This is a genomic window from Caloramator sp. mosi_1 (genome assembly GCF_028622835.1).
Classification (GTDB): Bacteria; Bacillota; Clostridia; order Clostridiales; family Caloramatoraceae; genus Thermobrachium.
Window position 1 is genome coordinate 49527 of sequence record NZ_CP117677.1, and the last position, 14120, is coordinate 63646.

Annotated in this window: 11 protein-coding genes and 7 pseudogenes; 2 read left to right on the forward strand and 16 right to left on the reverse strand. The window is 34.2% G+C overall.

Translation table 11 applies throughout. The features are described 5' to 3' along the window. Positions 1 to 57: 57 nt before the first annotated feature. The 15 genes and pseudogenes from fabG to PL321_RS00435 form a co-directional block, all read right to left on the reverse strand. Complete coding sequence (gene fabG / locus PL321_RS00360) at positions 58 to 798, reverse strand: 3-oxoacyl-[acyl-carrier-protein] reductase (protein ID WP_273963078.1); 741 nt, start codon at positions 796 to 798, stop codon at positions 58 to 60. A gap of 64 nt (positions 799 to 862) precedes the next feature. Continuing rightward, positions 863 to 2241 (reverse strand): annotated as a pseudogene (locus PL321_RS00365) (GntP family permease). Positions 2242 to 2258: 17 nt separating this feature from the next. Then, positions 2259 to 3805 (reverse strand): annotated as a pseudogene (locus tag PL321_RS00370) (acyl CoA:acetate/3-ketoacid CoA transferase). 229 nt (positions 3806 to 4034) lie between these two features. Beyond that, positions 4035 to 4214, reverse strand: a complete 180-nt coding sequence (locus tag PL321_RS00375) for a helix-turn-helix domain-containing protein (RefSeq protein WP_273963079.1) — start codon at positions 4212 to 4214, stop codon at positions 4035 to 4037. A 69-nt stretch (positions 4215 to 4283) separates the two neighbouring features. Continuing rightward, positions 4284 to 4436, reverse strand: a pseudogene (locus PL321_RS20595) (two-component system response regulator); the annotation flags it as partial. Continuing rightward, positions 4409 to 4932 (reverse strand): annotated as a pseudogene (locus PL321_RS20600) (sigma 54-interacting transcriptional regulator). The pseudogenes PL321_RS20595 and PL321_RS20600, both read right to left, overlap by 28 nt. A 65-nt stretch (positions 4933 to 4997) precedes the next feature. Continuing rightward, a complete protein-coding gene (locus PL321_RS00390; protein WP_273963082.1) occupies positions 4998 to 5777 on the reverse strand; it encodes a CBS domain-containing protein in 780 nt (259 codons plus the stop codon). Positions 5778 to 5947: 170 nt separating this feature from the next. Next, positions 5948 to 6364, reverse strand: a complete 417-nt coding sequence (locus PL321_RS00395; RefSeq protein WP_273963083.1) for a MaoC family dehydratase — start codon at positions 6362 to 6364, stop codon at positions 5948 to 5950. 52 nt (positions 6365 to 6416) lie between these two features. After that, positions 6417 to 7423 (reverse strand): annotated as a pseudogene (locus tag PL321_RS00400) (electron transfer flavoprotein subunit alpha/FixB family protein). A gap of 12 nt (positions 7424 to 7435) precedes the next feature. Continuing rightward, positions 7436 to 8215, reverse strand: a complete 780-nt coding sequence (locus tag PL321_RS00405; RefSeq protein WP_273963084.1) for an electron transfer flavoprotein subunit beta/FixA family protein — start codon at positions 8213 to 8215, stop codon at positions 7436 to 7438. 12 nt (positions 8216 to 8227) lie between these two features. Beyond that, positions 8228 to 9365: pseudogene (locus PL321_RS00410) on the reverse strand (acyl-CoA dehydrogenase). Positions 9366 to 9600: 235 nt separating this feature from the next. Further along, positions 9601 to 10131, reverse strand: coding sequence for an ABC transporter substrate-binding protein (locus PL321_RS00415; protein WP_337961014.1), 531 nt, complete (start codon positions 10129 to 10131; stop codon positions 9601 to 9603). A gap of 88 nt (positions 10132 to 10219) precedes the next feature. After that, positions 10220 to 11001, reverse strand: a pseudogene (locus PL321_RS20605) (ABC transporter substrate-binding protein). Between the two features lie 134 nt (positions 11002 to 11135). Beyond that, on the reverse strand, positions 11136 to 11684 hold the full coding sequence (locus PL321_RS00430) for a methyl-accepting chemotaxis protein (RefSeq protein ID WP_273963087.1): 549 nt from the start codon (positions 11682 to 11684) through the stop codon (positions 11136 to 11138). Positions 11685 to 11689: 5 nt separating this feature from the next. After that, a complete protein-coding gene (locus tag PL321_RS00435) occupies positions 11690 to 11839 on the reverse strand; it encodes a hypothetical protein (RefSeq protein WP_273963088.1) in 150 nt (49 codons plus the stop codon). A gap of 400 nt (positions 11840 to 12239) precedes the next feature. On the opposite strand from PL321_RS00435, the gene PL321_RS20610 reads away from it, so the two are divergent. Further along, positions 12240 to 12440: an AlbA family DNA-binding domain-containing protein gene (locus tag PL321_RS20610; protein WP_273963089.1), complete on the forward strand. Its 201-nt coding sequence runs from the start codon at positions 12240 to 12242 to the stop codon at positions 12438 to 12440. After that, on the forward strand, positions 12434 to 13327 hold the full coding sequence (locus PL321_RS00445; RefSeq protein WP_273963090.1) for an AlbA family DNA-binding domain-containing protein: 894 nt from the start codon (positions 12434 to 12436) through the stop codon (positions 13325 to 13327). Before PL321_RS20610 ends, PL321_RS00445 begins: the two co-directional genes overlap by 7 nt. Positions 13328 to 13730: 403 nt before the next feature. On the opposite strand, the gene PL321_RS00450 is transcribed toward PL321_RS00445, so the two are convergent. Continuing rightward, positions 13731 to 14108, reverse strand: coding sequence for a DUF6762 family protein (locus tag PL321_RS00450; protein WP_273963091.1), 378 nt, complete (start codon positions 14106 to 14108; stop codon positions 13731 to 13733). Positions 14109 to 14120: the final 12 nt, after the last annotated feature.

Below are 14120 nucleotides of genomic sequence, written 5' to 3' on the forward strand. Positions count from 1 at the left end.
TTTTATAAAACTATCAGAGGACAGTTAAACTGTCCTCTTAAAATCATATGAAATAGGTTATAGTACAATGCCACCATCTACACTTAAAACTGCACCTGTTATAAAGCTTGCCTCATCTGATGCTAAGAAGGCATAGGCATTAGCTATATCCTCTGGCATACCAAGTCTCTTTAGTGGAGCCTTATCCTTCATCATTTCCAATACCTTCTCTGGCATCTTTTCAGTCATAGGAGTTAGAATAAATCCTGGTGCAACAGCATTTACTCTAATACCCTTCTTTCCAAGTTCCTTTGCCCAAGTCTTTGTCATTCCTATAACTCCCCATTTAGTAGCAGCATAGTTTGTTTGTCCATAGTTTCCGTATATACCTACAACAGAAGTTGCGTTTAGTATAACTCCACTTCCTTGGTCTACCATAACCTTAGCCACAGCCTGACCACAGTTAAATACACCCTTTAAATTTATATCAATTACTCTATCCCATTCTGCTTCAGTCATTTTAAGTAGAGTATTATCTGCTGTTATACCTGCATTGTTAACAAGGCAGTCTATTTTACCAAACTTTTCAACAGTTAACCTAACCATTTCATCAACTTCTGCTCTGTTTGTGACATCAACCTTAACTCCTAAGACATTTTCACTTATAGCCTTTAATTCATTTACTGCTGTATCAACTTGTTCCTGATTAATGTCACAAATTACTACATTTGCTCCTTCCTTTAAAAACTTTTCAGCTGTAGCCTTACCTATCCCCCTTGCAGCTCCTGTAATGATTGCAACCTTTCCTTGTAATCTCATAAGTTTACCTCCATTTCAATTATTTTGATTATTTAAAAGCAAATATTGTGCCAATTTATCTAAATTATACTATTCCTAAACTTGCCAATATAAGAGCTACTACTAAAGCAATTAGAGGAATAAAAACGCTTACCACACCTATATCCTTATAGGACTCTTTATGTGTCATACCGCAAATTCCAAGTAAAGTTATAACTGCACCATTGTGTGGAAGTGAATCAAGTCCACCACAGGCAATTGTTGCAATTCTGTGTAGAGCTTCAGGATTGATACCATATTGTAAAGCCATTTCCATATATTGTTTTCCAAGTGCACCAAGTGCAATACTCATACCACCTGATGCTGAACCTGTAATACCTGCAAGTATATTAACTGAAATAGCTTCTGATATAAGTGGGTTGGTTGAAATTCCAAGTATTGCATTCTTTATTATTACAAAGGATGCAAGAGTTGCGATGACATTACCATAACCAACCTCTGATGCTGTATTTAATATTGGAAGGAATGAACCGAATATACCATTGTTTAAAGTCTTTAATATATTATCTATTCTCTTTCTGTGAATTACAAATGCAATTATAATAGCTATAACAAGAGCTATTATTAAACTCCAAATACCAGCTACACTCTTTATTGATGTCTTATATGGCTCTTGAGCTAAATAGTCTGCATTAATTCTTGGGAAGTAGTATTTTGATAGTATAAAGTTTATTACAAGAACTAAAATAATTGGAATTAATGCTATCCAGAAGCTTGGAAGTTTACTTTCATCAATTTCAGTAAAAGATTCATTTGGATGATGTCCATAATCTTCTCCTTGAGCCATTGCCTTTTTGCTCTTGATTGTAACCACCATATTCCAAGGCCTGCCATAATTAAAGCTGCTACTATACCAAGTATTGGTGCAGCATATGCATTTGTTCCAAAGAATGGCATTGGAATAGCATTTTGTATTTGAGGCGTACCTGGCAATGCTGTCATAGTAAATGTAAAGGAGCCTAATGCAATAGCACCTGGAATTAATCTCTTTGGAATACCTGCCTCTCTAAATAGGTGAGCTGCAACTGGATATACAGCAAAAGCAACAACGAAAAGTGATACTCCACCATATGTTAAAATAGCACAGGATAATACAACTGCTATTATAGCCTTCTCTTTTCCAAGTTTACTTGCTATATAATGTGCAATTGCCTTTGCACTTCCTGAGTCCTCCATAACCTTACCAAATAAAGCACCTAACATAAATACTGGAAAATATAATCTTACGTAGTTAGCTAAATTCTTCATATAAACTTCTGTATAAGTCGCCATAAGTGGTGTTCCACCTGTAAACAATGCAGCAAGCAAAGCCAAAAGTGGTGCAAGTACAAGAACTGTAATTCCTCTATACGCAAGATACATAAGTAGTGCAAGTGACAATATAATACCTATTACTCCTAACATAATTATCCCCCTTAAATTTATTTAATTTTTAATCCCATAACATCCTCTTTAAAAATTCTTTCATCCATTGTTTTTAAGTCTTCTGCAATGATAGGTTTAAATTCCATAAGATTTAAAACATCCTTTTCTAAGTCAATTCCTGGAGCTATTTCCTTTAATACCATTCCATCTTTAGTTAGTTCAAACACTGCTCTTTCTGTAATATAAAGCACCTTTTGCCCTACTTCTCTTGCGTACTCACCACTAAAGGTTATTTGTTCAACCTGCTTTAAAAATTTCTTAACTTTTCCTTCAGATTTTATAACTAATTTTCCATCATCTACTCCTATATCAAGACCTGATGCTGTAAAGGTACCACAATATACAACCTTTTAGCATTTTGTGTTATGTTTATAAATCCACCACAGCCTGCTATCTTTGGTCCAAACTTACTTACATTTACATTACCGTTTTCATCACATTGGGCAAGTCCTAAAAGGCAACATCTAATCCTCCACCATCATAGAAGTCAAACTGGCTATTTTGATCAACTATTGCATCTGGATTTATTGTAGCTCCAAAACTTAAGCCTCCTGCTGGAACACCTCCAATTCCACCAGCCTCAACAGTAAGTACCATATCATTTATTCCCTCTTCGCTTGCAACCATCGTAACACCCTCTGGCATACCTATTCCTAAATTAGTTACCGCATTTGGTATAAGTTCCATAGCTGCTCTTCTTGCAATTATCTTTCTTTCATCAAGAGGCATCTTTGGAATTTGTCCTACTGGAATTTTAATCTCACCTGTGTAACTTGGGTTATATTCTTCTGCAAAGGTCTGCATATGATTTTTAGCTTCTGCAACAACAATTGCATCAACAAGAATTCCTGGTATTTTAACAAGTTTTGGATCTAATGTACCGTGTTTAACCACCTTTTCTACTTGTAAAATAACAATTCCACCTGAATTCTTAGCAGCCTGTGCCATTGCAAGTGAATCAAGTGTAACAGCTTCCTTAACAAGTGTTGCATTACCAAATTCGTCTGCATAAGTCGCCCTGATTAATGCAACGTTAACAGGAAAAGCTTTATAGAAAAGATATTCAGAGCCGTGAATATTAATTAGTTCAACAATATCTTCCTTTGTAATTTCATTAATTTTTCCACCCTCTATTCGTGGATCAACAAAGGTCTTAAGTCCAACTCTGGTAATTGTACCTGGTTTTTGAGGCTATGTCTCTAAACAGATGACTTATAACTCCTTGTGGTAGGTTGTAGGCCTCAATTTTGTTTTCGATAGCAAGTTTTTGGAGCTTTGGAGCAAGTCCCCAATGTCCTCCTATAACTCTTTTTATTAGCCCTTCATAAGCAACGTGGTTTAAACCTCTTTCCTTTCCATCTCCTTGACCTGCAGCGTAAACTAAAGTTAAATTCCTGGGTTGTCCATCTTGTAAAAATCGTTTTTCAAGTGCAATTGTAAGCTCTTCAGGATGGCCATTACCAACGAATCCACCAGTTGCAACAACATCTCCATCCTTAATGAGCTTTACAGCTTCATAGGCTGTCATAATTTTATTCTTCATCGTTTCCCCTCCTCTTGATATGCTGTTTGCAACTTTAAAAGCAATCTTCATACCAAATCAAAACACAAAAATACAGCAAAGAAGGGGTATAATATCTGAATATTCTATAAATTTTGTTCAAAATTCTGTACACATTATTTGTTCCTACCTAAAATAGTGTCCTGAGTATAGGACACTATTTTTGAAGTTATTGTAACTATGTACAAAAATATACATAAAAATTTTTAAGCTAAAAATTCATATCATTATTTAAATTATATTTTTGTAACTTTTCATAAAAATTTGATCTACTCATTTTAAGTAATTTTGCTGCTTCACTCTTGTTTCCTTTTGTATATTTTAACGCATCTACTATTGCATTCTTTTCTGTATCTCTTAATATTTCATCTAAAGGTCTTACATATGTCATCCTACTTAATCCTGATATTTTTGTAGGCAGATGATATACATCAAGCTCATTTTCGTCCTCTATTATGTTAACTGCTCGCTCTATAACATTTATAAGCTCTCTTATATTCCCTGGCCAAGTGTATTCTATAAGTTTTTTAAGTGCATTCTTTGATATTCTATCAACCCTTTTATTGTACTTATTAGATAACTTATTTAAATAGTAATAAGCAATTTCAGTAATATCTTTTTTCTCTCCCTAAGCGGTGGAATGTTTAATGTAATTACATTTAATCTGTAAAACAAATCTTCTCTAAACTGGCCCTTTATTACAAGCTCCTCTAAATTTTTATTTGTAGCTGCAATTATTCTAACATCAATCCTTTTGGGGCTTGTCCCACCTATTCTTTCTATCTCCTTTTCTTGAATTACTCTTAGAAGTTTGGCCTGCATACTTAAAGGCATATCACCTATTTCATCTAAAAAATTGTCCCTCCATCTGCTATTTCAAATTTCCCTATTTTGCCACCCTTTTTAGCCCCTGTAAATGCACCATCTTCATATCCGAAAAGTTCTGCCTCAAGAAGTTCTGGAGGTATAGCTGCACAATTAACTTTAACAAAGGCAGAGTATCCTCTTTTGCTATTTCTATGTATTGCGTGGGCAAATAACTCCTTTCCTGTACCACTTTCTGCTATTATAAGTACATTAGAATCTGTTAAAGAGGCCTTCATTGCCATCTTTTTGGCCTCAGCTATTTTTGTACTGCTACCTATTATATCTTCAAAATTATATTGGGATTGATTTAGATTTTTAAGTTCCCCTTGTATTCTCTTAATTCGTTTTCGAATCCCCTTATTTTATTATGCAGATCCTCAAGTTCATCTAAATTTCTAAAGAGAACTTTACCAACAACACCAATTATTTTACCCTCCTTCATTATAGGTATTCTTGTTGCAACCATATAATTTCCGTTTATCTTTTGAATTTGGGCATATTCAGGTATTCCAGTCTTAGCAACAATATGCATTCTTGTATTTTCAATAACCTTTGTTACGTGCTTTCCTATTACTTCCTCTTCTTTGACTCCTAAAAATTTACAGTATGCTTTACTAATAAACTTTATGTACCCCTCAGAGTCTACTACAAGTATCCCATCATACACAGTCTCAAGGATTGTGTTTAATACAAATGAATAATCTATCTGTTTATCATATTCTTCAATTATGTTAATAAACTCGGAGTTTAACCTATTGTAATCTAACATTCCTATAAATCTATTCTTTTCATCAACTACAACGGTACTATAAATCTTTTGTAATATTTCCTTTATATTTGTGTTGGGTGTAACTTTAGTTATTTTTGAAAAATCATTATCAACACTATTGAAAAAGCGTTTATTTTTTATACATTGAAAGACATTCTTTTTCTCTATGTATCCAATAAGCTCATATACTTCATTTATAACAGGTAATATATCAAATCTGCTTTCTAAAAATTTTTCTATTACCTTTTCATTTAGGTCATTGTCTTTTAAATATGGTACATTTGAATCTATATAATTTTTTACTTTCAAATCACCCAAGTCTTTCCCCCAATTAATTTATTTAATTATATTTTATATTCTGAAAATTAAAAATAAAAGAGGGAAAGTTTAATTTTACAACACTATTATAATAAATTTATTTGGTATTTACTAAAAATAGAAAACCAGGTGATATATTAACACATTTCACATATCACCTGGGTGGCACTTTATCTTGGTGGCATAACTGTTGCTATCCCATCTATTACAACTTTGCCATCTTGATTTATACATTGTGTTCTTAACTTTATTCTATTCTTTTCATCTATCTTTTCTATTACTTCTGCCTCTGCCCTTATTGTATCTCCTATTCTAACTGGTGCTAAAAATTTAAGTTCCTGCCCCAAATATATTGTACCTGGGCCTGGAAGATACATACCAAGAACAGTTGATATTAAACCTGAAACTAATATCCCGTGGGCTATTCTTCCCTTAAACATTCCCTTTTCTGCCTCTAATTGATCAATATGTGCAGGATTTAGATCCCCTGTAATACCAGCAAATAAATATATATCTGTCTCTGATATTGTCTTTTCAAAGGATGCCCTATCACCTAAGTTTATCTCTTTTATAGTTTTGCCCTTCATAAGTTTACCCCTTTTTCTATATAAAGGTCAACTGCCAAAATGGTCAGCTGCCTTACATAACTTCACAGGACTGCCTATAGGCCCTAATTTCTTTAATAAGCTCTGGAACTACCTTAAATAAGTCTCCAACAATTGCAAGGTCTGCAACTGCCATAATTGGTGCATCAGAATCCTTGTTTATGGCAACTATATATTCACTCTCCTGCATTCCTGCAAGATGTTGGATTGCACCTGATATACCGCAGGCAATATATAACTTTGGTCTTACTGTCTTTCCTGTCTGCCCAACTTGTCTATCCTTTTCAATCCATCCAGAATCAACAGCTGCCCTTGAACCTGCAACTATTCCTCCAAGTATATCTGCAAGTTCCTTAAGTAGAGTAAATCCTTCTCTGCTTCCTACACCACGTCCACCTGAAACTATTATATCTGCCTCTGTTATATCTATCTTCTCCTTCATTGACTTTACTATCTCTTCAATCTTAACCTTTATGTCCTCTTCCTTTATATCAACATTAAATCTTTCAACTATTCCCTCTCTTTCATAGTCTGCACAAGGAACGCTAAATACCCCTGGCCTTACTGTTGACATTTGAGGTCTGTGGTTTGGACACTCAATTGTTGCCATAATGTTTCCTCCAAAGGCTGGACGAGTCATAAGAAGGTTCTTTGTTTCATCATCTACATCAAGCCCTGTACAGTCTGCTGTAAGTCCTGTCTTTAGCCTTGCGGCAACCCTTGGTCCTAAGTCGCGTCCTATATATGTTGCACCTATGAATATTATCTCTGGATTCTTTTCCTTTGCAACTTCACATATTGCCTTTGTATAGGCATCTGTTGTATAGTGCTTTAAGTTTATGTTATCTATTAATATTACTCTATCTGCACCGTGGTGTATTAGAGTATCTGTTAACTTTTCTACTTCATATCCAAGAAGAACTGCAACTACTTCTCCATCAAGCTTTTCTGCAATCTCCCTTGCCTTACCTAAAAGCTCAAGACTAACCTTTGAAGATTTCCATCTCTTTGTTCAGCAATAACCCAAACGCCCTTTTTCATACTACCGCCTCCTTATATAAGGTGCATACCCTTTAGTTTTTCAGTAATAATGTTTGCCGCCTCAAGGGCTGGAACATCATACTTTTCACCCTGAGCTTTAGGCCCCTTTGTAAAGGACTTTTTAACCTTAGTTGGTGAACCTATAAGACCTACCTCTTCCTTTTGTAGTTCTAAGTCTGAAAGACCCATAACCTTTATTTCCTTGCTGTAGCAAGTAAATATGTCATATATGTTCATATACCTTGGATTATTTAACTCCTTTATACAAGTTAAAAGGCAGGGAAGCTTAACACGTAGTGTTTCATATCCATCCTCTAAGGCACGTCTTACTCTAACTTCACCATCTAAAACTTCAACCTTTTCAACATATGTAACCTGAGGAAGGTTTAAATGCTCCGCAATCTCTGGCCCCACCTGTGCTGTATCTCCATCTATTGCCTGTCTTCCTGCAAAAATCAAATCATAGCCTAACTTCTCTGCTGCCTTTGCAAGAACAAGGGAAGTTGCCCAAGTATCTGCTCCCGCAAAGGCTCTATCTGTTAGTAAAACTGCCTCATCAACACCCATAGCAAGTGCTTCTCTTAGGGCCTTTTCTGCCTGTGGTGGTCCCATAGTTACAACAGTTACCTTAGCACCTTCCTCCTCCTTTATTCTAAGTGCCTCCTCTATTGCATTCATATCATCTGGATTTATTATGCTTGGAACACCTTCACGAATCAGCGTTCCTGTCTTTGGATCTATTCTAACTTCATTAGTATCTGGTACTTGCTTTATGAAAACTAATATATTCATACCCTCACCCCTCTACTTTAGAATGTTTGCTGAAATAACCATCTTTTGAACCTCTGAAGTTCCTTCGTATATCTCTGTTATCTTTGCATCCCTCATCATTCTTTCAACAGGATAGTCCTTTGTATATCCATATCCTCCAAATATCTGAACAGCCTTTGTTGTAACCTCCATAGCAGTCTCTGAAGCATATAGCTTTGCCATTGAGGCATCCATACTGTAGTTTTGTCCTGTCTGCTTCTTCCACGCAGCCTTATATACAAGGTTCTTTGCTGCCTCTACCTTAGTTGCCATCTCTGCGATATAGAACTGAAGACCCTGGAAGGTTGCAATTGGTTTTCCAAACTGCTTTCTCTCCTTCATATACTTTACAGCCTCATTTAAGGCACCCTCTGCAATACCAAGTGCTTGGGCTGCAATACCTATTCTTCCTCCATCTAATGTTGACATTGCTATCTTAAAGCCCATACCTTCTTTTCCAAGTAGGTTTTCCTTTGGAACTTTGCAGTCTTTAAAGATTAATTCTGCTGTTGAAGAAGCACGTATTCCCATCTTCTCCTCAATTTTTCCTGTTGAAAAGCCTTCAAATCCCTTTTCTACTATGAAGGCTGATATTCCCTTTGTTCCTTTGCTTCTATCTGTCATTGCAAATACTATAAATACATCGGCATATCCTCCGTTTGTAATAAACACCTTGCTTCCGTTTAGTATGTAATAGTCTCCCTCAAGCTTTGCTGTTGTCTGCTGACTTGCTGCGTCTGTTCCTGCGTTTGGTTCGGTTAATGCAAAGGCACCAAGATATTCTCCCTTTAAAAGCTTTGGAAGATATTTAGCCTTTTGTTCTTCTGTACCATAGGTGTATATTGGCCAGCAGCATAGGGATGTGTGGGCAGATAGAATAACTGATGTTGTAGCACAGGCCTTTGCAAGCTCCTCTACTGCCATTATGTAGGTGATAAAATCGCCCCTGCACCTCCAACTTCCCTTTCAAAGGGATTCCCATCATACCAAGCTTTGCCATCTTCTTTACTGTTTCGATTGGAAACCTCTCTGTTTCATCAATCTCTGCTGCTATTGGTCTTACTTCATTTTCTACAAACTTCTCAAACATCTCCTTTGCAAGCTGCTGTTCTCTTGTTAATGAAAATTCCATATAATCACCCCAAACTTGTTATAAAATTAACTTTTTATAAATTAAAAGCAATTTCTATGCCAATTTTTTTAATTTAAAATAGTTAAAATATAAACATTGTTGTAAAAAATAAGACAGGACATAAAAAATTTGTCCTGTCTTTGATACACTTTATACGCTTCTTTTATATAGTTTGTCCGATTTTTGGTACAGTTTATTTTGATTTTATCGTAATTTGTCTTAATTTAAGTACACCTTATTCAACAATCATTATATCATCAAATTTTGTCTTTCCAAGTGAGCTTAATCTTACACCTGCAAGATGCTTATGTGAGGCAAACCCTGATTGTGGATGGTATAAAAATACCCAAGGTGCATCATCTACAATTATCTCTTGTATTCTTTTATACATCTCTATTCTCTTTTCAGGATTTACTATTGTCTTTGCCCTTGCCATAAGCTCAAGCACCTCTTGATTTTCATAGCCTGTAAAGTCTGTAAAGTTTGCTGGATTAAACAGTGGTTCAAGATAGTTATCTGCATCTCCTGTATCTGCAACCCAACCACTTATGAATATATGGCACTTTGCTATGCTCTCTGGTTTTAGATATTTGTCGGCAGGAACCTTATCAATTACACACTCAATTCCAACAGCCTTTAAATCTTCCTTCATATATTCTGCTATTCTTTCATTTGCTGTAGAACCATTTCCTTGTCTTATTTGTATTACAAGTTTTTCCTTTATGCCCTTTCTGCTTAATATTTCCTTGCCCTTTGAGGATTGTATTCATATCCTCTTAGGTATTTGTTATCAACTATACTTGGTGGAAGTGGTCCCTTTGATTCAACAGCCATACCACCCATTACATCCTCTATTATTCTTTTTTGTTTATAGCATAGTTTAAGGCCTTTCTTACATCCTTATCCTTAATAAATGGAGATGAACTTCTTAAATTAATACCTGCATAGGTGGTTGTCATTACATTTTGAAGTTTAACAGTATCTGAATATCCAGCCTCTTTTATCTTTTCTAAAGTATTTCTATCGTCAACTGGAATAAAGTCGTATTGTTTATCAACAAATTTCTTAACAACCTCATCATCTGTGTAGGTTATTTCTATCTTATCTATATATGCACATCCTCCAAAATAATCGTGGAAGGCCTCAAGTACACATCCGTTTTCCATTGTTTGTACTATTTTATATGGTCCACAGCCTGTAAATACTCCCTTTTCAACATCCTCTTTAGCAAGTATAGCACAGCAGCTTTGAGCAAGATTCAACAGAAATCCTGTATATGGCTTTTTAGTTTTAATGAGATGCAGTATCTATCTAATACCTTTATACCTGAAACCTCTCTTACCTTTCCTGCATTGTATTCTGCTGCACCCTCTATATCAAATAAAAACCAAGAATTTGGTGAATTTAGCTTTGGACTTAAAAGTCTTTCAAAGGAATATTTTACATCCTGTGCAGTAACTTCTCTTCCATTGTGAAATTTTATGCCCTTCTTTAGGTTGAAAATCCAAGTAAGGTTGTCCTCCTCAACATACCAGCTCTTAGCAACACCTGGATATATATCTACACCAAGTCCAGGGAGAAGTAGTCCTGCGTGAACATTTATAAATATCTTGGCACTTTGTTGGTCAAAGGCCATTGCAGGGTCAAGAGTAGATGGAGTTCCATTTATTGTAGTTCTTAAAACTCTACTATCCTCTTCTACTTCATCTATTCTGTTTAAAAGATTATCTGAAACATTTTTTAAATCCTTTGATACTTCAATTAGGGTTTCTATTGCATTTTTGTATATTCTGTTGAGAGAGCAGTTGATTCTACCTTTGACATAACCTTTTCAGATGTCTTGTTCATTTCCTCTGTAGAGTTTATAACCTTCTCAAGGCTATGAGTCTGTTCCTGAATTGCATTTTTAATTTCAATCGAAGTTCTTGCTGTTGTGTTTACAGCTTCAATGATATTGTTGAAGACATCCATTGTGTGGTTTGCCTTTTCAACACCCTCTTTAACCTTAAGGTTGCTCTTTTGAATTGCATCTATTGTTTGCTTTATACTTGAATTTATCTCTTGAATAGTATTTGAAATTTTGTCTGCAGATTCTCTACTTCTCTCTGCAAGCTTTTTAACCTCTGTTGCAACAACTGCAAAACCGCGACCTGCCTCTCCTGCACGAGCTGCTTCTATTGAGGCGTTTAGTGATAAAAGGTTTGTCTGTTCTGCAATATCTCTGATTATTTTAAGCATATCATTTATATGAGATGCCTTTTCTTCAAGTGAAACAACTGCATCCTTTACATAGTTCATTGATGTCTCTATTTCATTCATTGCCTCTATTGAAACTTCAACGGCACTATTACCCCTTTTGCAGTTTCTAAGGTTTGTTCTGCTATCTGTTCTGAGTTTATTGTGCTTGCATAAACTTCCTCTGCAAGTGCAGTATACTGGTTTATTTCGTGAACAAGATGTTCTATTGCCTGCATCTGAATTTCTACATCTTTTGTTATTGTAGTTATAGAACCTATTAGGGATTGCGTAGTATTTTTGTTTCATCAAGCTTTGAAGTTATTCTGTTTACAATAGCCCTTTGATTTTTCTTTAAAAGAGCAAGTCTTGCATCCTTTTGGTTTAAAGAAACTTCTGGTACGAAGTCATTTTTGTTACCGCAATTTCCTTATTCCTTCGTTTAAAAACATTAGTATACCCCCACAGATTTTATTCAACATTTATTTATCGACTATTTTTAATAAATCTTAACAACTAAATACAAAATTTAACGTAAAATATAATTAATTTAAATGTGTTTTATAAAAATAAATTATACATTAAAAATATACATTAGTAAACCAATTATTTCATATTGAAGAATATAATAATAATGAGGTGAAGATATGTGGATATAAAAAACTTCAAATACTATTATCCAAGCCTGAAGGCCCAAAACTTGATTTTAAAGAGGATATAGCTTTAAATACAGAAAGTGAGAAAAAGGAACTTGCAAGGGATGTGTGTGCCATAGCCAACAGCTTTGGAGGAAGAGGGTACATTATTTATGGTGTTGAGGATAAAACCAAAAAGTGGTAGGTATTAATAAGGAGGATTTTAACGAGGAAAAAATACAACAGATAATAAGCACAAGGCTTGACCCTCCTGTTACCATATCAGCAGAACTTGTAAATCTTCACGGTAAGTATCTTGGAATTATAACCATATATAGTTCAAACAACAAACCTCATCAGCTTAAGGAAAACGGAGCCTTTTATATTAGACGCGGTTCTACAACTGATTTTATGCACAAAGAAGAGATTGCATATATGCTTCAAGAATATGGACTTATTCACATTGAACAAACCCCTGTTTTTAATGCCCAAGTTTCAGACTTTGACTTTAATCTTGTAGAAAAATATTTCACTCTTTCTGGCCTTAGCTTTCAAAGGGATGATGCACAGCTTATTTCTTCGGGATTTTTATACCAGGACAGGGAAACTAAAAAATATATCCTACAGTTGGAGGAGTACTTCTTTCTCAAACAATACTCAGCTCTATTTTCCCACACATCTATTTTAATAAAGGATTTTGCATCAAGTTCAGAGGTTAGTGTAAAACTATTTGCAGGTAATATTTTAAATCAGCTAAATGCTGTAAGTAATTATATATCCTCTATTAAAAAATATGACAATATAGATGTTATAAATTTTTGTATTTCTAAAGCAATTATTGAAAGAAATTACCTAAACATAAATAGGTGTATAGAAGTTTTTATTTACAAAGATAAAATTGAAATTGTTATACCTGGACTTATTGATAAAAATAACTTCAAAAAGCTTGAATTTAAAAATATTTGGATGTATTTTAAACTTATGATTTTTGATGTAGATAAAAAGTTTATTTATCCTAATATAAAGAAACTAAAGAAAATAAAGGTTTTTGAAGGCCCTTCACAGGAAATAACAAAGGTAATAATAAGATAAATCATTAAAAAATGCCCCCTGTACTATCAATTCTTTTTATAGAAAAGGGGTATTTTTAATCATTTTTGCTCTCTCATTACAACTTTATTTTTCATAAAATAAAGTATAAGACTATCTACCAGCTGACTCTGCTTTTAAAATTTCTTCATAGGTGTATTTTTCAAAGTTTGCTACCATTTCATCTAACTTTTGCATTTCTTTTGATAATAATTCTTTAGTAATCATTCTTGTCACCACACTTTATTTTTATTATATCAAAATTTTCAAAAATTATTTGTATTTTTTGTCATAATTTTATGTAATATTTTGTAGAATAGTGATTAAATTTTAGTAATAATGTTTAGTATTCAATTTTTAAATAAAAAGAGTAGTTAATGGTTTTAACTACCCTTTTAAATTAATCTTATCTTATTTCCTCATATATCCTATTTATCTCGCTATTATGATATAAAATTACCTCATTTAATCTCTCTTCCATCTCCTGGTGATCATCTACAAAATCAAGTTGAACACACCACATTGGATTGTATTCATCATCTATCTCTTCTACACTATAACCCATTTGGCTATACTCATCTATATTATACATATCATATATTTGGGTAAATTCTTCATCTGTAACATCATCCTTAGTTGTAAGGAAAAGATAGACCTTATCGTTTTCTACATACGCCTTATAAACTAAATTTAAACCCTCTTCAATTTGATAGCTTCCAAGTTCCTCTTGTAGGACTCCATTTTCCCTCTTCATAAGAACAAGTGCCTTTGCATCTATTTCCATAAACTACACCTC